The sequence below is a fragment of the [Clostridium] symbiosum ATCC 14940 genome, from assembly GCF_000466485.1.
In the GTDB taxonomy this organism is placed as follows: domain Bacteria; phylum Bacillota; class Clostridia; order Lachnospirales; family Lachnospiraceae; genus Otoolea; species Otoolea symbiosa.
Map to the genome: position 1 here is coordinate 1 of NZ_KE993050.1, position 22,465 is coordinate 22,465.

The 22,465-nt window shown below is 47.2% G+C and carries 14 protein-coding genes and 3 tRNA genes; 4 read left to right on the top strand and 13 right to left on the bottom strand.

Annotation, left to right across the window (positions count from 1 at the left end; translation table 11 throughout):
- Nucleotides 1-29: 29 nt before the first annotated feature.
- The 8 genes from CLOSYM_RS21495 to CLOSYM_RS21530 form a co-directional block, all read right to left on the bottom strand.
- Entirely contained in the window at nucleotides 30-989 is a 960-nt protein-coding gene (locus CLOSYM_RS21495; protein WP_003498339.1) for an ABC transporter permease, read from the bottom strand.
- 1 nt (nucleotide 990) lies between these two features.
- A complete protein-coding gene (locus CLOSYM_RS21500; RefSeq protein WP_021643820.1) occupies nucleotides 991-1,971 on the bottom strand; it encodes an ABC transporter ATP-binding protein in 981 nt (326 codons plus the stop codon).
- The gene (locus CLOSYM_RS21505) at nucleotides 1,964-2,959 is read right to left on the bottom strand and encodes an ABC transporter ATP-binding protein (RefSeq protein ID WP_003498342.1); all 996 of its coding nucleotides are present in this window, start codon (nucleotides 2,957-2,959) and stop codon (nucleotides 1,964-1,966) included. The genes CLOSYM_RS21500 and CLOSYM_RS21505 overlap by 8 nt, the downstream gene beginning before the upstream one ends.
- 574 nt (nucleotides 2,960-3,533) lie before the next feature.
- Nucleotides 3,534-5,174, bottom strand: a complete 1,641-nt coding sequence (locus CLOSYM_RS21510; protein WP_021643822.1) for a SulP family inorganic anion transporter — start codon at nucleotides 5,172-5,174, stop codon at nucleotides 3,534-3,536.
- A 341-nt stretch (nucleotides 5,175-5,515) separates the two neighbouring features.
- A complete protein-coding gene (locus tag CLOSYM_RS21515; protein ID WP_003498346.1) occupies nucleotides 5,516-6,295 on the bottom strand; it encodes a DUF6612 family protein in 780 nt (259 codons plus the stop codon).
- Between the two features lie 233 nt (nucleotides 6,296-6,528).
- Complete coding sequence (locus tag CLOSYM_RS21520; protein WP_021643824.1) at nucleotides 6,529-10,611, bottom strand: glycoside hydrolase family 2 TIM barrel-domain containing protein; 4,083 nt, start codon at nucleotides 10,609-10,611, stop codon at nucleotides 6,529-6,531.
- Between the two features lie 349 nt (nucleotides 10,612-10,960).
- Nucleotides 10,961-11,032 (bottom strand) — tRNA-Gly (locus tag CLOSYM_RS21525).
- 126 nt (nucleotides 11,033-11,158) lie between these two features.
- Nucleotides 11,159-12,835 (bottom strand): sigma-54 interaction domain-containing protein, encoded by a 1,677-nt coding sequence (locus tag CLOSYM_RS21530; protein ID WP_021643825.1) that lies wholly within the window; start codon nucleotides 12,833-12,835, stop codon nucleotides 11,159-11,161.
- 371 nt (nucleotides 12,836-13,206) lie between these two features.
- On the opposite strand from CLOSYM_RS21530, the gene CLOSYM_RS21540 reads away from it, so the two are divergent.
- The 3 genes from CLOSYM_RS21540 (at nucleotide 13,207) to CLOSYM_RS22645 (ending at nucleotide 16,763) form a co-directional block, all read left to right on the top strand.
- Nucleotides 13,207-14,829, top strand: a complete 1,623-nt coding sequence (locus CLOSYM_RS21540; protein ID WP_021643827.1) for a BCCT family transporter — start codon at nucleotides 13,207-13,209, stop codon at nucleotides 14,827-14,829.
- Nucleotides 14,830-14,894: 65 nt separating this feature from the next.
- Nucleotides 14,895-16,448 (top strand): HAL/PAL/TAL family ammonia-lyase, encoded by a 1,554-nt coding sequence (locus CLOSYM_RS21545; RefSeq protein ID WP_003498370.1) that lies wholly within the window; start codon nucleotides 14,895-14,897, stop codon nucleotides 16,446-16,448.
- Nucleotides 16,449-16,505: 57 nt separating this feature from the next.
- The gene (locus CLOSYM_RS22645) at nucleotides 16,506-16,763 is read left to right on the top strand and encodes a hypothetical protein (RefSeq protein ID WP_009297732.1); all 258 of its coding nucleotides are present in this window, start codon (nucleotides 16,506-16,508) and stop codon (nucleotides 16,761-16,763) included.
- A 101-nt stretch (nucleotides 16,764-16,864) separates the two neighbouring features.
- Here CLOSYM_RS22645 and CLOSYM_RS21555 read toward each other — a convergent pair whose 3' ends face one another.
- The 3 genes from CLOSYM_RS21555 to CLOSYM_RS21565 are packed head-to-tail and all read right to left on the bottom strand — an operon-like array spanning nucleotide 16,865 to nucleotide 21,018.
- The gene (locus CLOSYM_RS21555; protein WP_021643828.1) at nucleotides 16,865-17,860 is read right to left on the bottom strand and encodes an ornithine cyclodeaminase family protein; all 996 of its coding nucleotides are present in this window, start codon (nucleotides 17,858-17,860) and stop codon (nucleotides 16,865-16,867) included.
- 37 nt (nucleotides 17,861-17,897) lie between these two features.
- Nucleotides 17,898-19,469: a BCCT family transporter gene (locus CLOSYM_RS21560; RefSeq protein WP_044903123.1), complete on the bottom strand. Its 1,572-nt coding sequence runs from the start codon at nucleotides 19,467-19,469 to the stop codon at nucleotides 17,898-17,900.
- A gap of 28 nt (nucleotides 19,470-19,497) precedes the next feature.
- A complete protein-coding gene (locus CLOSYM_RS21565; RefSeq protein ID WP_021643830.1) occupies nucleotides 19,498-21,018 on the bottom strand; it encodes an HAL/PAL/TAL family ammonia-lyase in 1,521 nt (506 codons plus the stop codon).
- A 135-nt stretch (nucleotides 21,019-21,153) separates the two neighbouring features.
- Between CLOSYM_RS21565 and CLOSYM_RS21570 the strand changes: the two genes are divergently transcribed.
- A complete protein-coding gene (locus tag CLOSYM_RS21570; protein ID WP_021643831.1) occupies nucleotides 21,154-22,044 on the top strand; it encodes a LysR family transcriptional regulator in 891 nt (296 codons plus the stop codon).
- Nucleotides 22,045-22,111: 67 nt separating this feature from the next.
- On the opposite strand, the gene CLOSYM_RS21575 is transcribed toward CLOSYM_RS21570, so the two are convergent.
- Nucleotides 22,112-22,182, bottom strand: a tRNA-Gly gene (locus CLOSYM_RS21575).
- A 30-nt stretch (nucleotides 22,183-22,212) separates the two neighbouring features.
- A tRNA-Phe gene (locus CLOSYM_RS21580) sits at nucleotides 22,213-22,285 on the bottom strand.
- Nucleotides 22,286-22,465: the final 180 nt, after the last annotated feature.

Sequence of the window (22,465 nt, forward strand, 5' to 3'; positions counted from 1 at the left end):
CAAAAAGTTCTTGACATATCACCAGAATGCTATCTCACTCTTGGGTCCAGAATTCCATATATTATGTCGACCATCATGTTGGTAAAAATGTAAACAACCGAGATCAGCAGCACACATCCCTGTATCAGCGGATAGTCACGGTGATTGATGGCCTTTACGAGAAGGGAGGCAACTCCCGGCCAGTTAAATACCGTCTCGCAGAGTACGGTTCCTCCAATCAGGTTTCCAAGCTGCAGGCCGATAATCGTGATAACGGGAATCATCGCATTGCGGATTACATGCTTTCTGATGACTTTGCCGCCCGACAGCCCTTTTGCACGCAGCGGCCGGATGGATTCCGCCGCCATCGCGTCCAGCATTGAGGAGCGCGTCGTCCGCATGATGGATGCTGCCACACCAAGGGCCAGTGTGACGGCAGGAAGGATAATCTTCTGTATATGCATGGCCGGATCCTTGGAAAATGCGGTGAACCCGCTGGCCGGCAGCTTTGCAATGGGAAGATTGAATATATTGAGCGCAAAAACCACCACGAGCAGATACCCCAGAACATAAACCGGCACCGAGGTTCCCACCGATGCCACTGTTGTCAGCATCAAATCGGAAAGTTTCCCTCTTCTAACCGCAGCGATAATCCCCAGGGGAATCCCCGCCAGACAGGCAAGCACCAGGGACACGAAGGCCAGCTCCAGCGTCCTCGGGAAACGTGATGCAATCGCCTGTACCACCGGAATCTTCTCGGAATAGGATTTCCCCAGATCCAGCTTTACAATTCCTTTCAGATAATTGCCATACTGTACCAGAATCGGCTGATCCAGTCCCAGCTCCGTGCGGATCTTTTCCACCGTGACCGGGTCAGGGTTGCTGTCGACGCCCAGCATCGTAAGGACCGGATCGCCGGGCATCATATGTACAAATGCGAATACCAAAGTTGTCACAATGAAGAGTAATACCACTGAGATTGCAAGTCTTTTTGCTATAAATTTCACCATATCAGCTGCCCCCTTTCCCGGCCAGGAAGCAGGCGGCAAAATGACCCGGCCTTATTTGTGCAAGCTCCGGCCTCTCCGTCCGGCAGCGATCCTGTGCAAAAGGACACCGTGTGCAGAACCGGCAGCCGGCCGGAGGGTCTGCCGGACTTGGTATATCGCCGTTTAATATAATCCGTTCTTTCTTCTGCGTCGTCTTTGCTTCCGGAATCGCAGACAAAAGCGCTTTTGTATAAGGATGGGACGCATTTTCATAGATTTCCCCGCTGTCGGCCAGCTCCACGATCACACCGAGATACATTACCGCTATTCTGTCCGCCATGAATTTCACAACGGATAAATTATGTGAAATAAACAGATACGTCAGTTCAAAATCTTTCTGAAGATCCTTCAGAAGGTTGAGAACCTGTGACTGGATTGATACATCCAGAGCCGACACCGGCTCATCGCAGATTATTAACTCCGGGTTTCCTGCCAGCGCCCTGGCAATTCCGATTCTCTGCCTCTGGCCTCCCGAAAACTCGTGGGGGTAGCGGTTTAGCCACTCCCGGTTCAAGCCTACCATATCCATCAGCCTGAGTACCTCATCCTCCAGCCCGCTTTCCGGCACCGTATGATGGATTTTAAGAGGCGCCCCGATTATATCCTTCACCTTTTCCCTCGGGTTCAGAGAGCCATACGGCTTCTGGAAAATCATCCTCATCTTACGGCGGATTTTTTCCATTTTCTTTCCCTTCAGGTTCGTGATATCTTCTCCATTGAATATTATGGTTCCCCCATCGGCAGGCACCAGGTTTAAAATTGTCCTGGACAGGGTGCTTTTGCCGCAGCCGGATTCCCCTACCAGGCCGAATGTCTCACCTTTTCTTATCTCAAAGCTTACGTCATCCACCGCATGGACCGTACCTTTGCTACCGGAAAACATCTTTGCCTTGACAGGGAAGTACTTTTTAAGATGATCCACTTTCAGAATTACTTCACTCATCAATCAGGCCTCCCTTCGCAATTTCCTCCGCCCTGTGGCATCTGACGAAATGTTTCTCATTTAGCTTTACAAACGGCGGCTCCTTCTCTTTGCATACGGGAAGAACAAAGGGACACCGCGTACAGAAACGGCAGCCCGGAGGAAAATTCCTGATGTCGGGAACCGTTCCCTGAATGCTGTAGAGCCGTTCCGCCTTTGTATCGAGCTGTGGGATGGATCGGATCAGCCCGTGGGTATAAGGATGGCACGGTGAATTAAAAATCGTATCCTTTGGTGCAATCTCCATCGATTTTCCCGCATACATAACCACGATATCGTCAGCCACATCCGCCACAACTCCCAAATCATGCGTAATCAGGACAATCCCCATGTTATATTCTTTCTGAATCTTCTTGAGCAGCTCCATAATCTGGGCCTGCACCGTCACATCCAGGGCCGTCGTGGGCTCGTCCGCAAACAGCAGCTTCGGATTGCAGCTCAGCGCAATGGCTATCATGACCCTCTGGCACATACCGCCCGACAGCTCAAAGGGATAGGAGCGGTACACGCGTTCCGGATGGGGAATTCCCACATCGCCAAGCAGGGATAACGCCCTCTTTTTGGCATCGGCCTTCGGCATTTTCTCATGAGTCAGAATCGCCTCAATAATCTGATCCCCGACCGTATAAATCTGATCCAGGGACATGACGGGATCCTGGAAAATCATCGACATTTCGTTGCCTCTTAATTCCTGCATCTCCTTTTCACTCAGCTTCAGAAGATTTTTTCCCTTAAACGTAATCTCACCTTCCGCCACCCTTCCCTGATTCGGAAGCAGCCGCAGTACGGAGAGAGACGCCATCGTCTTTCCGCTCCCGCTCTCGCCTACGATTCCGAGGGTTTTTCCCTGTTCAACAGTGAAACTGAGTCCCTCCACCGCAGCAAATGAGGACTTCTTATTCTGGAATACCATCTTAAGATTCTCTACTTTCAGTAAAACTTCTCCCATCCGCTCACACTCTCTTCTCTTTACTCTCTGTCTCTTCCGCCAGATTCAGCAGCCCTGTTTGCATATGCGCTTAATGCGTATAATATTTAGCATGTTATTATGTATCATTATATAATATGTAGATGCATAAAAAATGGCTGTTTCACCGCGCCAGCTCATTATATAACATTACAAGATATGTTATTCTCTTTAGAAAAATATTATCATTTTGTAAAATCCTTGTCAAGATATTTGAAAACTTTTTATTATAATCTTATCAGGATGAAAACGCCCTCCATCACGCCCTGTATTCTTAGCAAATGCACAGTATTTTGTTAGATTTCTGACAATATTTCATTCTTATATCCGTTTCTTTATCCCTCAGATAACCGAATCAGCTCCGGCTGTCTCTGTCAGGCCTTGATAATTAAAGGTTTTACCCTTATTCGTCATCAATATTATGCTTATCTGTCCCGTTAAAAAAAGTACAATTGGAATAGTTTTACAGAGACGCCAAAAAAGCCAAAGTCATCACTCATGCTGCTGACTTTGGCTTTCTGCCGTGTTATCATGTATTCATTTATCGGCCGTACCCTTATACGGCCGTCTTTTCCGCTTCTGCCAGCGCTTCGTCAATACAGCCAAAGAAATTTTCTTCCCCTGCCTCATGACAGAAGCCGGCCTTCCTCATAACCCTCATCGGTTGTTCATTGACATGTGAAAGCATCAGCCGGATTCCCTTCTCCCTGCAGACACTGTTTAGTTTTCTCAGGCTGTTCAGCGCAGTGATATCCATAGCCGGAACACTTCTCATTCTCAGGATCATCACCTTCTTTTCTTCATGAAAAGGCACTTCCAGAATCTTGTCGGCGGCAGCGAAAAACATTGGTCCGGTAATTTCAAATACCGTTGTATGGCTGGGAACCGGCTTCAGGTTCCTGTTGTCCTTGCCCTCTTCATAATCGTCCAGATAATCCCATTCCTGCACATCCGCCACATCAGCCATCCGGCTCAGGAAGAGCAGGGAAGCCAGAATCAGCCCCACTGCGATAGCCACAACCAGATCAAAGATAACGGTTAACGAAAAGGTCAGTACCAGTACGGTCACATCACTTTTCGGTGATGTCTTCATAATCTCTGCGAACGTGCGCCATCCGCTCATGTTATAAGCCACCATGAACAGGATTGCCGCAATGGCCGGCATTGGAATCAAGGCCGCATAAGGCATCAAAAGCAGCAGCGTCAGAAGAAGGACGACGGCATGGACCATTCCGGCTACAGGGGAGGTTCCTCCATTCCTGATATTGGCCGCGGTTCTGGCAATTGCCCCTGTCGCCGGAATACCGCCAAACAGCGCAGAACCCACATTGCCCAGCCCCTGCGCAACCAGCTCCATATTGGAATTATGCCTGCTGCCGATCATACCGTCGGCTACCACGCAGGAGAGTAATGATTCAATCGCCGCCAGAATTGCGATGGTAAATGCATCCGGCAAAACGGTTTTTACCAGTTCATAGGATACCTCCGGCAGGTGAAAAGCCGGGAGGGAGGAAGAAATCGTATATAAATCCCCTATCGTATTGACATTCAGCCCTGCCGCCTTTACCAGCACGGCCGACACAAGAACGGCAATCAGGGACGGCGGTATCTTCTTAAAGAATCTGGGCCATATGATAAGAATCGCGAGCGATATCAGCCCCACTGCCAGCGCCTGGACGTTCAGCGTCCCGAAACAGGTAATTACCTGCTCCAGTTTCTCCATCGTTTCCACAGGCGCCTTTTCAAAGGTCAGCCCCATAAAATCTTTAATCTGCCCAATCACGATAGTCACGGCAATCCCGGCCGTAAAGCCGGTGGTAATTGTAAAAGGAATAAACTTAATCATGCTTCCAAGATGCAGAAGTCCCATGGCAACCAGGATAATTCCGGCCAGTACGGTAGCAATAATCAGCCCGTCCATTCCGTTCCGGGCCACAATACCCGCCACGATTGAGGCAAATGCGGCTGTCGGGCCTGCGATCTGTACTTTGCTGCCGCCGAAAAAGGAAATAATGAAACCGGCGATAATAGCCGTATAGAGCCCCTGTTCCGGTGTCACACCGGAGGCTAGCGCCAGAGCAATCGACAGCGGAAGGGCAATGATGGCAACGATAACACCCGCTGTCAAATCCCCCGCCAGCTGTTTTCCGGAATACTCCTTCATGGATAGAAACAATTGTGGTTTCAGTTCTTTCATACTAATAAAACTCCCCTTAAAAGTAATAAAATAATAAATGTTAAAAATTTGTAAATATGTTCCATCCCAATCTTACACTCACCTTCCGCCATAACACAAGTTCTTTTTTAAGTACTTTGTTTTTTGTATACATCTCACCGGGAAACTGGTTGCCGATTATCAGCCTGCATGCTAAAATCATAACGTTACGGTTACCATAAGACGGCTGCCTATCAGGAGGAACTTTCCGCATACAGGGCCGGTATTAACGATTAACCGGGGCAAAAAATCCCGTACAGCCTGAATAAAAGGCCGTACGGGATTTATTACATTGTCTGGACTGCTTCAGCCGTTTCAGCCAGTTACTGGGCTGCCGGCATCTCCACTTCGGTATATCCTTCTGTGTCGGGAAGCTCTACCGTCACATCCTGTCCCGGGTTATTCACTTTACCGGTTAAATCCAGGACCATGGAAATAGACTCGCCTTCCATTGCCATATCCACACTCATCTTCATTGTCATGTCTGTGTAGAATCCGTCTTTGTTTACAGTATAGGTTCCGCTGGCCTCTTTGAAGGTCATCTCCATACCGTCCATTGTGCCCATTCCGCTCATGCTGCCCATAACTTCCGATAAATAAGCATTCATTTTTTCCGGGTCAGCGGTAAAAGTAAGGATTGTGCTGTCCCCCTCTTTTGCCATGGTAATCTCTTTCATCTGCTCGGACTGCAGGTTTGTACTCTCGGTGCTCTGTTTAACAGATTCCATCAATTCGGTCAAATCCATCGGATATTTAATCTTCTGGCCCATTCCGTCCATGTAATAATATCCGTCTTTATAGAAAATCCTGGCATCCATGCTCTGGCCCATCAGGGAAGTTTTTGTGTCGGCAAGGTACTGCATGGAGTCCTCATTCATGTTGCTCATCTTCATGTTCATATCAACCGTGATGTCCATGGTCTCCTCGCCCTGGGTCATGGTCATTTTCATTGTCGTATCCATATCCAAGGATGTCAGCTCCGAGTTTTTCTTAACTGCTGCGTCAAATACCTCTTTCGGATCTGCTTTCTTTGCGCATGCTGTCATGGAAAATACCATAATGGTTGACATGATGACTGCTGCTGTCTTGATCATCTTTTTCATTGTTTTTCTCCTTTTTCCTCACTTTTAAACGGCTATTGCCGTACAGCCCTTCTTTTACCGAATAAGCATAGCAACAGTATAGCATTTTTTCATCTGTCAGACAATTGACTATATTTACCTTTTAATTAATATTTTACGACTATTTTATTACAACTTCAGTAATATCACAAAATTTCCGGCTGAAATTTACGCAGCAGCGTACACGCCTCGGGTGCAGATACCGCCTGTCGCTTCTACTTAATCGGTGTGCGGTAATCATTCATGAGTTCATCCGCATTGTCCGTCTTAACAGGCTTTAACGTATATGTGTACTGATAATTCTGATCCGAGGGATTCAGATATTTAGTCAGCGGCTTTGCTCCCCAGGAGTTGTCGCCTCCCAGCCCCATCTGACGCATGTTGATGCGCAGTGTAATATCCTGGCCTTCCGGCAGCATATAGGAATGAAGGGCATTGGTAAGCTGTTCCGGCGTATAGGTAAGAGTATTAAATTCTATTGGTTTTGCCGCCTTCACCAGAAGCCCGGCGCCCTGATCATTGGTCAGGCTCACCCATCTGACATCTGTGCGGTTCCCTGTTTCCTGCGGCTTAATATAATCAATGAAGAATTCGTCTACATTCTTACGGTAGACTCCAACTCCGTAACCGGTCTGACGATCAATATAATTTTCTTCCGGTCCTCGTCCGTACCAGGTAATATTGGAAAAATCTTTCGGAATCGTCAGCATGTTTCCTATTTCAGGTATCATTGGCAGGTCCGCGCTTCCTGGCTTTAATGTGCTGGTAATTTCCACATCGCCTGTTCCGTATACCGTATATACCTGATTGTATCCGGAGGTGGTGCGTGTAGGAAGCTCTGCGCCCACTGTAAATGTCACACGATCCGTTTCTTTTTTCACTGTCACGTCCGTCACTGTCCTGTCTTCACCTGCATAGCGCCAGTCGGCCATCTCCAACTGAGAATAAAAGCCCAGGTCACTGTCCGTAGGAGCGCGCCAGAAGTTGGGAACAGGGCCGTTCTTTATCAAATCAATTCCGTTAAACCGGAAGGAATCTATGGTGCCCGTTTTCTTGTTAAATACCAGGTCAAAGTCTTTTCCTTCCACATTGACCGCAGCATCTGCCTCTTCCACAGTCAGCGGATCCATTTCCGCTTCCGACGCATCAGCCTTCGGTACGTTAAATGGCAGATAAAATTGTTCCTTTGCAACCTCATGTCCTGCCTTTGCCCAAGAGGTGTCTTCCTTCAGGATAAAGCTTACATTGAGGAAATATTCAGCCCCCGGTTTGAACTCAGGCGTTGTAAAGGCTGCGGTAAGAATCCCTTCCTCCAAAGGAGCGATATTCAGTTCCTCCGGCGCAAATATACCGGATTGTATTACTTTTCCGTCCTCTATCAGCTCCCAGGACCCATTAAACCGGTTAAGGTTTGTAAATAAGTATTTATTCTTTGTGAGTATTTTACCGTTCATCACATCGCCGTTTTCCAGACCGATATTCTGATACAGTTTTTTTACTTCCACTAACTCAGGCTGCACTGTACGGTCAGCTGATACAAGCCCGTTAGCACAGAAGTTCTTATTATTAGGGTTCCCTGCGGGTATATCCTGCCAGTCACCGCCGAAGCTGTAATAAGTCGGCTGCGGATATGTCACATCCTCCGCCCCTTCAAAATCCAGCCATACAAGTGCGTTCTCATCCGGTTTGCGGGAAGTTTTTTTAATCTCATCCGGCGTCAGCGCCTTATTGTAGATACGTACATTGTCAATCAATCCTTTAAAGACCGGCGGAACGTTTGGATTCTGTGCGTCATAGGTTACATCCGCGCCGATGCCGACCGCATTGCCTCCCCTGGCGATTCCGTGGGAATCCTTCGCCGCGGCAACCTCTTTTCCATCCAGGTACAGCTTCAGGTTCTCTCCGTCAAATGTTCCCGCAATCCGGTGCCACTGTCCGGCCCAGTTATCAGGTGTGGGAATGGAGGCCGATACCTTGGTATAAACACCGTCGTCTTCGTTCCACTCTGTGTTGTAGATATAAAATTCAAGATAATCCTCCACCGGATCTCCTGTCTCCTGATTAAAGAATACTTTTCTCTGTAAGCCGTAGGATTCGGTACACTTCCACTCATCATTTCCTTTGGTGATAATTGGTGTTGAAGCCACCGTATCCTCAGGATATACATATGCCTCCAGGGTAAACGGCATCTTTCCGGAAAAGGCCAGCGCTTTGTCATTGTAGCAGACAGCATAGCCCTTCATTGCCTTTCCTTCATTTCCGCCATCCTCCAGGCTGCCTTTTAAAGTAATTGCCAGATCTCCCGCGTCATTCTTAAGGCGTTTTTCCGCCGGAACCGGCATCTCCACGGTCTGATCCACCCAGTCCCAGATAAAACCGCCCTGTAAAATCGGATATTTCTCATAAATATCCCAGTATTCTTTCAAGTTTCCAATGCCGTTGCCCATTGCGTGGGCATATTCGCACTGGAGAGCCGGCTTGGTACCGTAATTGCCCCACCAGACCAGGGGGTTGGCAGTCTTGTCCATCACATCCGGCTTGTTAACGCGGCGGTACATACGGGACCAGACGTCAACCTCCGGTATATCCCGGTCCCCCTCGTAATGTACCAGACGTGACGGATCCAGTTCCTTGCAGAGACGTCCCAAATCAGCCCAGGTATCACCGTTATAGGATTCATTTCCCAGGGACCACAAAAGAATGCTTGGGTGAGTCTTACTGCGCTCAATGGTGCTGGTCATCCTGTCCCGGCATGCTTTCATCCACTCCGGATCGCTCTGGGGTATATAATCATTCAGCCCGTGGGACTCAATATTAGCCTCGTCAATCATATAAAGGCCATATTCGTCGCACAACTCATACCACCTTGGCTCGTTGGGGTAATGGGAATTTCTCACGGAATTAATATTGTGCTGTTTCATCAGAAGAATATCCTGAATCATGCTTTCCTCCGTGATATGCCTTCCCCCCTGCGGTTCCGTCTCATGGCGGTTAACTCCCTTGAACATGATTGGCTGACCGTTAATCACGACCTGAGCCTGGTTAGTCCCGTTATTGATAATGGAAACCTCCCGGAATCCCACGTTGCAGCCGGCGCTTTCCAGAATTGAGCCGCCGCTGTCCTTTAAAGTCAGCACCATCTGATAAAGATTTGGTTCCTCCGCCGACCATTTTGCAGGATTGCTTACGGAAACCTGTTCAGAGATCACTGCCTCCTCTCCATCAAATGTGACAGGAAGCGTTTTCCTGAACACCTCTTTACCGTCCTTATCAAGCAGCGCAGTTTCCAAAGTATGTCCGCCCCCGGCAGACTCGTCGAAACGGCGCAGCACCGCCTCAATATTCATCACTGCATCCACGTAGCTGTCATCCAGATCCGTGGTGTAATTAAAGTCAAAAATGGAAGCGCCGCGGTCTTTGCTGTATAAAAATACATCTCTGAAAATACCGCTTAAGCGAATAAAATCCTGATCCTCCAGATAACTTCCGTCAGACCAGCGGTATACCTGCACCGCAATCGTGTTATTTTCACCGGCTGCATTTAAATACGGGCTGATGTTAAATTCTGCGGCTGTGTAGCTGTCCTCACTGTAGCCTGCATATTCACCGTTCACCCATACATAAAAAGCGGATTCCACTCCCTGGAAGGAGACAAAAACCTCCTTGCCGTCCCAGTTCTCAGGCGTTTTAAAGTCCCTGCGGTAGGAGCCTACCGGGTTATACAAAGTCGGGGACACGCCCAGTTCCGGAATTTCCACTCCTTCCCAAGGCAGCCTGGTATCTGTGTATTTCGGATAATCAAAACCTTCCGTCTGCCAGTTGGAAGGTACATCGATATTGTCCCATCCGCTGACATCGTAGTCCGTCCTGTAAAATTCTGTGTTCCTCTGATGAGGGCTGTCAACCAGTTGGAACTTCCAAATTCCGTTTAAAGACTGGTAAAAAGGTGACTTCTCCTTCTCCCTTACCCTGGCATCTTCCTCAGATGCAAAGGAAATAAAGCTGGTATGAGCCTTTTCCCGGTTCACCTCAAACGTTCCCCTCTGATCAAACCATTCCTCTCCTGCAAATACGGACGCATTAGGATCTGGCCCCGCTTCTTTGATGGCGGTTGATTCGCCGGAGCTTCCCGAACCGTCTCCGGAGCCGTCTGCTCCCCCTACAGCGCTGCCTGCCTGGCTTTCGGCAGCCTTTTCATCCTGCCCACTGTTATTCGGAGTCTTTGAACACCCCGCCACTGATGAAATGCCAAACACAGCGGCCAGAGCAAGACAAAGCGTCGCTTTCCGTTTCTTCATATAAATCCCCTCCACATTTCTTCGGTTAATAATCCACTCCGTCTTACACCTGCGGCCATATGTAAAAAACGCTCGCCGCTTCAGTCATAATGACGGTGAATTATACCGATATTATTACGACATTCATATTGTATCAACATAAATCAAGAGGGTATATAGGAAATAATTGGATGTATATACAAAAATATTTATTTATTTCAAAAATTCAGAAAAGCGCAAATTTTTACAAAATTTTCATCTGTTGTTTCAGATATATGCTATTTGGGATTAATCAGGACGTATGGGTAGACTTTCTGCACAAAAAAATACGGCTTCCGAAAGGAAACCGCATGATACTTTCTTTTATAAGAGCGCGAGACGGGATTCGAACCCGCGACCCTCGCCTTGGCAAGGCGATACTCCACCACTGAGCCACTCGCGCATAATATTATATGTCTCTCAGGTTCAATTAACAAACCTGTCAATGAGAAGTATTCTATCATAATTCACGCTCAATGGCAAGCACTTTTTTGCAATTTTTTTATTTTTTATTCCGGTCCGGCGCCCCTTATATTATAATTCCATACTTCTTAATCCGGTACTGCAGGCTCTGCCGCCTCAACCCCAGCGCGTCCGCCGTCTTCGTGATATTATATCCATAATGCTCCAGCGCCTTCTGCAGAACCTTGTGTTCATAAGCATCCATGATACTCTGAAGCTCCACTCCCGGCATAAACCCCGAAGCTTTGTCTTCCCCTGCCGGCTGGAAAGTCTGCACACCCCGGCTCTCCTCACCGAATTTTCTCAGATAGCCTGGAAGGTGCTCCCGCCGGAGCGTCTCTCCGTCCGCCACATTCTGGGCGTAATCCAGCACATGGAACAGTTCCCTGACATTGCCCGGCCATGAATAGGACCGGAAGATTTCCATAACCTCGGGAGAAATTCCGGAAAACGAGTGAACGTATTGAAAGGCCGTGGCGTCCAGCCTGTAACGGATCAGCTCCTCCAAGTCCTCCTTATGCTCCCTGAGAGGCGGCAGTTCTATCATCACCGTCGATAACCGGTAAAACAGATCCTTGCGGAACTGATTATCAGCAATTGCACGGAAGGGATCTTCATTGCAGGAGGAAATAATACGTACATCCATTCTTATGTCCTTCTGTCCTCCCACTCTGCGGAATGTATTTTCCTGGATCGCTCTGAGTATCTTGGACTGCATACTCAGGCTCATGGAATTCAGCTCATCCAGAAAGAGCGTTCCGCCTTCGGCCTCCTCAAAGTAACCCGGCTTATTCTCGCTGCCAGTGAAACTTCCCTTTTGCGTGCCGAAGAGAAGGCTCTCAATCAGGGAATCGGGAATGGCCGCACAATTGAGGGCGACGAACCTTTTATCCTTACGGCCGCTGGCCCGGTGAATACTCTGCGCGAAAATTTCCTTGCCTGTTCCGGTCTCCCCCACCAGAAGAATCGAGCTGTTCTGGGACGCCACCTTTCTGGCTATGCCGACCGCCTCTTTTAATTTTACTCCGTGGCCGATTATATGTTCAAAGGTGTATCCTGTAAACCGTGTATAATGGGAATGCTCCTCATAGAGCTTCAGCGCCTGTTCAATCTCCTGCATCTTTTTATTATATCTCTTCACGATATCGCTGGTCTGCTCAAATACAACGGAGCCTAAAATCTCCTTTCCTTTCCGGATCGGATAGGCCGTGTTCGCCGTGGCAATCGATATCCCGTCACTGGACTTATAATGATCCACCCTGTTGATTACCGGAGACTGGGTCCGGAGGCATGTCATAATCGTGCTTATATTTTCATCCAGATTATACATGTCCAGCAGATATCTTCCCTCAATGGAGACATCCGAAGGTATATGGGCAATTTCCCGGCTGGCTTTATTAAAGAATACGGCACAGGCGTTCTTATCATAAATCTGAATCCCGTCTGAAATATGATCCAGCGTCTTGGCAAACAGATACTCCTGATCATTCCTTTTTTTGAAAAAGAGGTAATATCTCTCCTTTGACACCTTTATCTTTTCAAAAGTAAAATGATCTTCATCCCAGAACAGCTCCCCATCCTGGTCCTCGTCCGCCATCGGAAATACACCCGAAGGTTTTTCACCCCTCAGTATCCAGTTTGAAAACAGCAGCCGGTACATATCCTCCGACCGGGGATTCCCCCATTCCGTTCTCAGCATCACCTGATTTTTGTCCAGTACAAAGTAAAAATCATAAATTTTCATCCCGTTCCCTCATCTCAGCACGTATCTTTTACGAAACATAGTACCATAAAAAAGATTCTTCCGTCAAGTTTAGATGCCAAATCATTTGGCATTAAGCAAAATAGTTTGGCGCAAATCGACTCATTCTTTACAGAAAACGCTTCCATATGTCACTCTGTTTTTTTCCAAAGCAGACAGCCGCAAATTTGTTTATTTTTTAATTTCTTTCAAAATACTGTTAAATACAACGAAAATTGTGTATTACTATAATATATTTTTTACCACTCCGGCAAAAACAAAAAAAGTTGGCACGGTTTTTGCTTTATATAATATCAGAAAAACGGAAAGGAGAGTATGGAGTTCCATGGGGGAAACTCTATACAACAAAAAACATGAGTGAAAAAAATTCAAATTCTAAGCCGATCCGGTGGAGCGTATTTATTCCCTGCTTTTTAATCGTAGGCGGGGCCGCCATTCTCGGTATCGTGAACAATGCATGGCTCACTGAAGTCACCAAGGCAATTTTCACATGGTCTCTGGGTAACTTCGGCTGGCTCTATCAGGTAATTGCAGTTGTAACTCTGATTCTGGTAAGTCTTCTGTGCTTTTCAAAAATCGGTACGATTAAGCTGGGCGGACCTGAGGCAAAAACAAAATATTCATTCGGTTCCTGGTTTGCCATGACCCTGACGGGAGGTATTGCAACCGGACTGATTACGTACGGCGTTAATGAGGTTCTGATTTATTTCGGCAATGTATACGGGGAACTGGACGGCTACGGAGTTCAGGCCTATTCCAATGAGGCAGCCTATTTCGCAATGGGCCGCAGCTTCTATAACTGGACCGTTATTCCTTATGCCATGTATGCACTTTCCGGCGTTATCATCGCCTACATGTATTTCAACCGCAAACAGGAATTATCCGTTTCCGCTTCACTGACACCGCTGTTTGGCGAGAAGGTGACGAAGGGCTTCTGGAAAGCGCTGGTTGACGTATTATCCGTACTGGCAATTGCACTCGGTCTGGCAGCCTCCCTCGGCGCAGGACTTGCACTGATTGGTACGGGACTTTCCGCAGCCTACGGCATCGCGCAGGGTCCTGTCGTATGGTTCATCCTTACGGCAATCATCACAGTAACTTTCACGGCAGCATCCGTAGCCGGTATTGATAAAGGCATCAAGTGGCTGGCAGGCATGACATCAAAAATTTTCTATGTGCTTTTAATCCTTCTCTTCATCATCGGGCCGACCGTTTACATCCTCAACATGGCAAATGTAGGACTCGGCTACTGGCTCGACCGCTTCTGGATGTGGGGATTCGACCCTTACACAGTAGGCGGAGAAGCGCTTGTTACCTGGTGGACGATGTATGACTGGGCAATCTGGATCGCTTATGCTCCTTTAATGGGTATCTTCTTTGCAATCATTGCCTATGGCAGAACAATCCGGCAGTTCCTGATTATCAACTGGATTCTCCCGGCATCTTTCGGTTTCGTATGGTTCTCCGTATGGGGCAGCACAGCTCTTGACTGGCAGATCAGCGGCAAAGCCGATATCATCGCTGCCATCAATGAAGGCGGAGCCGTATCCGGCATCTGGGAGTTCTTAAAGCATGTACCGTTGGGAGCAATCCTGATTCCTGTTATCATCATCACCTTGATAGCGGCGTTCTCAACAACGGCTGATACCATGTCAACCACGATTGCGGCCCTCTGTACGGAAGGCGCCCGCCACGATGAAGAGCCGGCTCTCTGGCAGAAAGTAGTCTGGGGTGTCTCCATCGGACTCATCGCCTGCATCATGGTTGCATTCGGCGGCGGTTCCCAGGGTGTGGACGGAGTTAAATACCTGGCGGCCTGCGGCGGTTTCGTCGTACTGGCTATCTTTATCCTCCAGGTAATCGCTTCCATCAAAGTGTTCTTCTTTGACCCGCAGACGAAAAAGGACATTGAAGAATGCGCCGAATATACGGATAAAAACATTCAGGCCGGAACTGCCAAAACCGGGGAAGCCTGAAGTAATATCCGGGCAGAGTAACACGCAGACAGAGTAACTCTCTTTGAAGGTAAAATCAAATCAATATGGAAAATAGTATAAATACAGCCAACAATATAAAAAATATCGTGTTAGGCGCTCCTATCACACTGGACGATTTCATTGCAGTTGCCAGATATGGCGCAGCCGTTGAATTCTCGGAGGAATATTGCAGACGAGTGGAAAAATCCCGGGAACTGGTAGAACAATGGGTTTCCGAAGAGAAAGTCATGTATGGAGTCACCACCGGTTTCGGCGCTCTCTGCACCAAAGCAATCGGTAAAGATGAAACGGCCAAACTCCAGGAGAACATCATCCTCTCACACTCCGTATCCGTCGGGGAACCGTTGTCTATTGAGCGGGTCAGGGGAATCATGCTTATGGTACTCCAAAATCTGGGCCAGGGTTATTCCGGAGTCCGCCTGACCATTTTAGAATATTATAAAGACTTTTTGAATAAAGGCATCACCCCCTGGACACCGGGAGACGGAAGCGTCGGATATCTGGCGCCGGAAGCCCATATGGCCCTTGTGCTGCTTGGCAGGGGTAAGGCCTGGTATGAAGGTGAACTGCTGGAGGGCGGCGAGGCGCTTAAGAGAGCGGGAATGAGACCGTTAGAGCTAAGTTCCAAGGAGGGGCTTGCCCTTGTATCGGGAACCACCTCCCCCACCGCTATGGCTGCCCTGGCGATTTACGACCTTCTAAACGCGGCCAAAGCAGCCGACATCATCGGCTCCGCCACACTGGAGGCATGCAAAGGCGTGATGAACGCCTTCGACGAACGTGTTATGTCTGTCCGCCCCCACAGTGAACAGGCTAAAACAGCAGAAAATGTGAGAACGATTTTAAACGGCTCCGGTATTATAGAAAAATATAAAGGCAGCCGCGTACAGGACGCCCTGTCCCTGCGCTGCATTCCGCAGCTTCACGGCGCTTCTAAAAAAACACTGAAGGATGCAAAGGAAGTCATTGAGATTGAGATGAATTCCTGCTGTGACAATCCAATCATCTGGTCCGGACAGGGCAATGAGGATGTCATCTCAGCCTGCAATGCGGACTCCTCCTATGTGGGAATCGAAATGGACAGCGCCTGCATTGCCGCCGCTGCCCTTGCCAAGATGTCGGAGCGCAGAAATAACCGTCTGATTGACGAAAGCCTGTCCGGAAATCCGTGGTTCTGCATCAAGACGCCGGGCCTTAATTCGGGCCTGATGATCCCTCAGTATACGCAGGCCGGCCTGCTGAATGAGATGCGGATTCTGGCTACCCCCGCAACCATCGACAACACGCCTACCTGCGGAAACCAGGAGGACTATGTGGCTATGGGATACAACGCCTGCAAAAAAGCTGGCTCTGCAGCCGAAAAGCTGGAGTATATCCTGGCCATCGAGCTGCTTTCCGCCTATGAGACGCAGCAGTTCCTGGATACCGACGTTAAAAGGAGTGCAGCCACTGAAGCTGTTATGAAGGAAATCGGCAGACATGTCCCCATCATGGAACAGGATATGTTCCTCCATCCTTACATCGAATACCTCAGGGAACTGATTCATTCCGGACACCTGATCCGGATTGTCGAATCCATAACGGGTACGTTAAACTGATTACTATCAAATCGCTATATATAACTATCTATCAATTAAAAAAGGAGAAATGTGCAGATGAAAAGCATGGAAAAAAGACAGGTGGAAATGGATTTAACAAAAATTTTTCTTACTCCCCCAAATACCAGAAAAGAAAAAATCACGCTGCTGGTCATGCTGGTAGCCACTTTCGTTATTTTTTTCGGTCCCATCTGCTTTTCGGCCATTCCTCCTGTAAAGGCGGTCCTGCTGGCCTGCATGCCGTCCTTTTCCCTCTCCTGGGGCTGGATAGTTTTGCTCCGCTCCCTGTTCAGGAAGGAAGATTTTGCAAAATAGGATTTCTCAGGCAACGTTAACCTGCACGCTCTGCGCACAGGCCGCTGCCATCACTAAAAACCCGTCCGGGACTGTTACGTTCCGGACGGGTCTTTTAGTTTTTATCTGTAAAACAGCTTTGTTCCGATATTCGAAGCGAGCGCTTTCTCATAGTAAAGCTGTCCCAGCGCGATATCGTTGATGGAAAGACCTCTGTGCCAAAACAGGATTTTTTCTTCATCACTTTCCCTTCCTGCTTTTCTTCCCGCCACAATATCTCCCAGCTCCGCGTACAGCGTTTCACCGGTCAGCTTGCCAGCTCTCACATGCGGACTGAGGCTTCCCAGCCTGCCGCCTTCCCTGCACTGCCCCCAGTCATCAACAACAATTTTATCCATGACATCCGTCAGGGTTATCTCATTGGCGCAAATAGTTCCGTAAGGAACTACAAAATTTCCCGGCCGGATCCATTCCGTCTTCAGCAGAGGCATAGGTTCCATCAGGCGGGTGGCCTCCACCATAATATCAGCGCCCTCCAGGCATTCCCGGCTGTTTTCCGTAATCGTTATCTTTTTGTGTAACCGTACTTCCAGGCTCTTTGCGAAAGATTCCATTGATTCACGTCTTCTGCTGTTTATTCTTATCTCTTCAAAATCATAGAGATGGTCAAGCAGGACAACATTCCAGAACGCCGTTCCGCGGCAGCCTAAATGGCCCAGGATCTTATTCTTCTTTTTGGCAAGGTTTTTAGCCCCAACCGCGGTTATTGCCCCTGTCCTCATGGTGGTAATCGCAGTTGCGTCGATTACGGCATAAGGCGCTCCCGTTTCCGGGTCAAACAAGTTCAGCAGTGACATTTCAGAAGGAAGATTTTTTTCATAGTTAAAGACATAGTCACCCACAATCTTGACTCCCACCGCATGCTTAGGCTCAATATAGCCTCGCAGCACATTAAAATGTCCGTGGTATTCCGGATTCGGATGGATATGAACCCGCGGCTCAATGGAGGTTTTTCCTTCCCCCTGTGCTTTTAAGCTGTCTTCCACCGCATTTATAATTTCATCGTTGGTAAGATTAATTTCTTCAATATCCTTAGAATTCAAATATAAAATTTCCATATGCTCCTCTTTCTTCCTGATTGTTCTCTAAAATCCTTTACTCCTTTAATTCACCGCTCATAAAAAATGTTTTAATAAATGATATAAGCTGTAGTATGAAAACCCCCAGTACGATAAACGCCCCCACCGATGAAAGCTGCCTCAGGCCGTCAACGCCCCTCACACCTCCGGCAAGCGCTCCCATAATAACTGAAACGGAACCTATGATCACTTCCCATACCAGTTTCAGAGAAGCAGGAGCCTCATCGTTGTTTCTTTCCTGTGAAACACAGAGGGATGCCAGCGTATGTGTAATCGAATCTGCCGCGGTACAGAACGAAAGAATCAAAGTGACCATTACTACCGGTATCAGGACGATTCCCATACGGAATGGAAGATGCTGCAAAAATCCCCATACGGCGGCGGTAGCGTTATTTTCCTTCAAAATTGTGACCAAGTCCACAACACCGTTCATCTGCCAGTTCAGGGCCGTTCCACCCCATACGGAAAACCAGACAAGGCCGAAAACAGAAGGTAATATCCAGTTGATAATCATAAACTCGCGGATTGTCCTTCCATAAGATATCTTAGCCAGAAATAATCCCATTACAGGCGCATAGGCAATCCAGACCGTCCAGTCAAACAATGTCCACCAGACCGTGAGAGCTTCCCCTCCGATATCAACCGGATCAAGGCCCCAGACCCAGAAATTTGTCAGCCATTCGCCGAGGCCGATCGGCAGGGCTTTGCAGATATCAACAACAGGTCCTGTCGCAAACAGTATGATGAGCAGGAAATAGAATATTTTACTGTTAAATGTAGCCAGCTTCTTTATTCCCTTGTCAATTCCCAGCCAGGCCGCGCCGGTAAACAGGGCGGTGACTGCAGTACCCAGGATAATCCATACGATAATGCTCGTATCAATTCCATATACAACCTTAAATCCTGAGAGGACAAAGGAAAGTCCGGTCCCCAGTCCGGTTGCCATGCCGAGGACTATACCTATGGTGCAGAGAGAATCAATAATACTGGCTATTGTATTATTGTAGACCTTGTCTCCAAAAAGAGGTTTCAGGGTTGCTACAACCGAAAATTTTTCTTTCTTATTAAAAAACAACCAGGCGATCAGCAGGCCCGTTATTCCATAAAATGAATAAGGTACGAATGTCCAGTTATAAAAGCATCTCCCAATAGCAAATCTTGCCGCCTCCAATGTTCCGGGCTGTATTCCGAGCGCATCCAATTCGCCGTAAACATTTCCAAAATAAACCATGGGTTCATTGATTCCCCAGTTAACGATACCCACTGATATGCCTCCGGTCAGTGACATTGCAAACCATGATTTAAAAGAATGCTCCGGCCGCGCATCCTTGCCCCCGATTCTGCGGCTGCCTATTTTTGAAAAAGTGACTGCCGCAACTGAAATCAGACAAACCATTGCGACAATCTGATAGAGCCAGCCAAACTTTAGCAGAGAAAACCGGAAGACACTCTTACATGCCGCCTGAAGCCATTCATTTTTAAAAATACCGGTAATTACAGCGCAGAGCATAAATATGAAAGTCGGATAAAAAACCCCTTTTCTCAGCAAAATGTGTTTGGCTCCCGTTTTGACTTTTCCATCTGTCATTGTTTCATTCCCCTTTCCCCTTACTGTTTTAGTCTTCCAAACCATTTAACACCGATTTTAAAAAGTCACCCGATTTTAAAAGCGTATACGCCTTATCGATATCAATTGAAAGAATTCTGTTATCCGAATCGTAAAAATCAACCACACGCCTGAGTGCCTTATATCCGGCCCCGGTTCCTTTTCCGCAGTTCCCTGCATTTCTCAGGCTCATAGCCTGTCCTGCATGCAAAAGTTCTATTGCCAGAATGTAAAACAAATTATCTATAATTTTTTTATCTTTCTGCATGACAAGAGGCGCATTGGTACTGATATCCTCCATGTCACCGGAGAGGGAATACGTGTTCATTGTTACTGGATTTGCAAGCATGCGTATCTCTGCATCCAGATTGGCAAAGCTTTTTTGAATGGTGGAAAAGGCGATTGTGCCTTCATCCGGTGTCAGGTGCCGGGATAATCCCGTAAAACCGGGACTTGCCAGCTTAATTGTTCTAAGGCAGGACAGCCTGGATATGTGGCAGAGCGCGATTCCCAGATTCTGCATGCCCAAAACCCAGCAGAGCGGATCAAAGTTTCCATTGGAGGCAATATCGCCTTCTTCATAAAGCAGGCATGGGTTGTCATCCGAAGAGTTACACTGGATGGTCAAATTGGAGGCGGCGTAATCCATAGCCGTTCTGACAGCTCCGTGAACCTGCGGAACGCATCTGTAGGACAGCGGATCCTGGAGCGGACGGCCGGAACACGGTTCATACAAATAACTGCCTTTTAGATACTTCCTCATGTCTGCAGCAGTTTCCGTCTGACGGTCATACCGGCGTTTATTATGTACCCCCTCCCGCAGGGATGAAACATTCCCGCTCAATCCCTCCAGCGACATGCAGGCAATAATGTCTGCCGTCTTAAGCAGCAGTTCGGTTTCAAATAGTACGCTGGCTGCCTGTCCGGCTGAAAATGCGTTGGAGCTGATGACTGCAAGACCATCCTTCTCCCTTAATGTTACAGGTTCAATTCCCTCCGCTTTAAAAGCATCCTTTGCTCTTATCTCCTTTCCCCTGTAATTCACAAGACCTTCTCCCATCAGGGCCAGACCCAGGAATGAAAGATTTACGATATCTGCTTCTCCCACCGAACCGCGCTCCGGAATTAACGGATGGATTTCACGGTTCAGCATCTCCTTTAAAAGCACGGCAATCTCCGGGCTCAGACCCGTACACCCCAATAAAACAGTATTCAGGCGGATCAGCATGGCTGCCCTCACATCCTCCTGCGGAGCATAAGGTCCCACTCCCACGGCGTGGGAATGCATCATATTACTGTTAAACCGGATAATCATTTCACTGGTTACATTTTTGTCCTTATTCCAGCCGACTCCACGATTACAGCCATAGATCGGCACTCCCCTGCCGGACAGTTCAAAGACCAGTTTCCTGGTGTTAACCAGCAGTTCCATTGATTTCTCTTCGATTTCAACAGGCCTGTGCTTATGGCTTACCTGGTAAATATCATCCAATATCAAATTATTCCCAGATATTGTAAGCGCATTTTGCATACTCTTCCTCCTTTATTTTTATTAATATCTATAATCCGGCCGTTTTATATTTTCGATTATAACACTTGACATATTTTCGGTAAAACAGTAAAATATGATAACATCATAGGCAAAATCGATAGTTGGGAGGCTTAAATGACAATCAGAGAGATGACAATATTGCTAGAGGTTGCAAAATACAACAATATGAGCGCCGCAAGCAGAACTCTGTACATTTCGCAGTCCACTGTCAGCCAAACGATACTGGATATTGAAAAAGCTTATAATGTAAAGCTTTTTGAACGCCTGTCCAAAAAACTCGTCATTACGGAACAGGGAAAAATATTCATCGATTACAGTAAAAAAATCATAGGCCTGTATACGGAAATGGAAGAAGCCATTAAAAATTCACTTGGCAAAGTGATCCGTATCGGCACCACTCTTATCACCATTTCCAGCATCCTGAATGAGATCTGGTCTGATTATCATTATCATTGTCCCGATGTAAAAACAAAGATGATTGTAGACGATAATTATATTCTTAAGAATAAACTGTTGAACGGAGAAATCGATTTCGTACTGACGGAAGAAATTTTTGATCACGAGTATTTAGTATGCAGTAAAATTGCTGAAGATGATTTTGTGTTTATTTACAATGAACACAGTGAATTCTGCAACAGGTCCTCAATTTCTCTAAAGGATCTGTCGGAACATCCATTAATCATGCGGGAGAAAGGCAATTCTACCCGGGAATATTTCGAACATGCCTTAGCGACCAGGGGATATAAATTCCAGTTGAAAGAAGTATATCGGAATATAGACTCGATTAAGTTTGAAGTAAACAACAGCAAAGCATATTCAATCATGGCTAAAAAATTATTTATTAATGATGTGAAGCTGAAAAATTTAAGGTATTGTACGATATCTGATATGGAATTAAAGCGGTATTTTTATATTGTTTATCATAAAGATACGTTTCTTCCCCCTCATTTCAAGAAGTTTATCAGAGTATGCCACTCGATATGGAATAATCAGACCGCCGATTAGGCGCAAGATACGCAAAAACCCGGAAAACCTCTTTACGCTTGGTTTTCCGGGTTTTAAGCAACAAAAAAGCGGGTGATGGGAATCGAACCCACGTATCTAGCTTGGAAGGCTAGTGTTCTACCATTGAACTACACCCGCATAATGTAATCTGTTAAATTACGTTTCAAATGCCCAGAACCGGAATCGAACCAGTGACACGAGGATTTTCAGTCCTCTGCTCTACCAACTGAGCTATCTGGGCCTCCTGAGAAATCAACTGACTCTCACCGTACTGGTGTTACCAGCAACGTAAATAATTTTACTCGATTTTCTTTATGTTGTCAAGGATTTTTTATCTTATTTCCAGATTAATTTGCCGGACCTCTTTTTGCCGGGATCCGAAAACCGCCCTCTTTGTAAAAAGGCGCTCTCCGGATTCCGG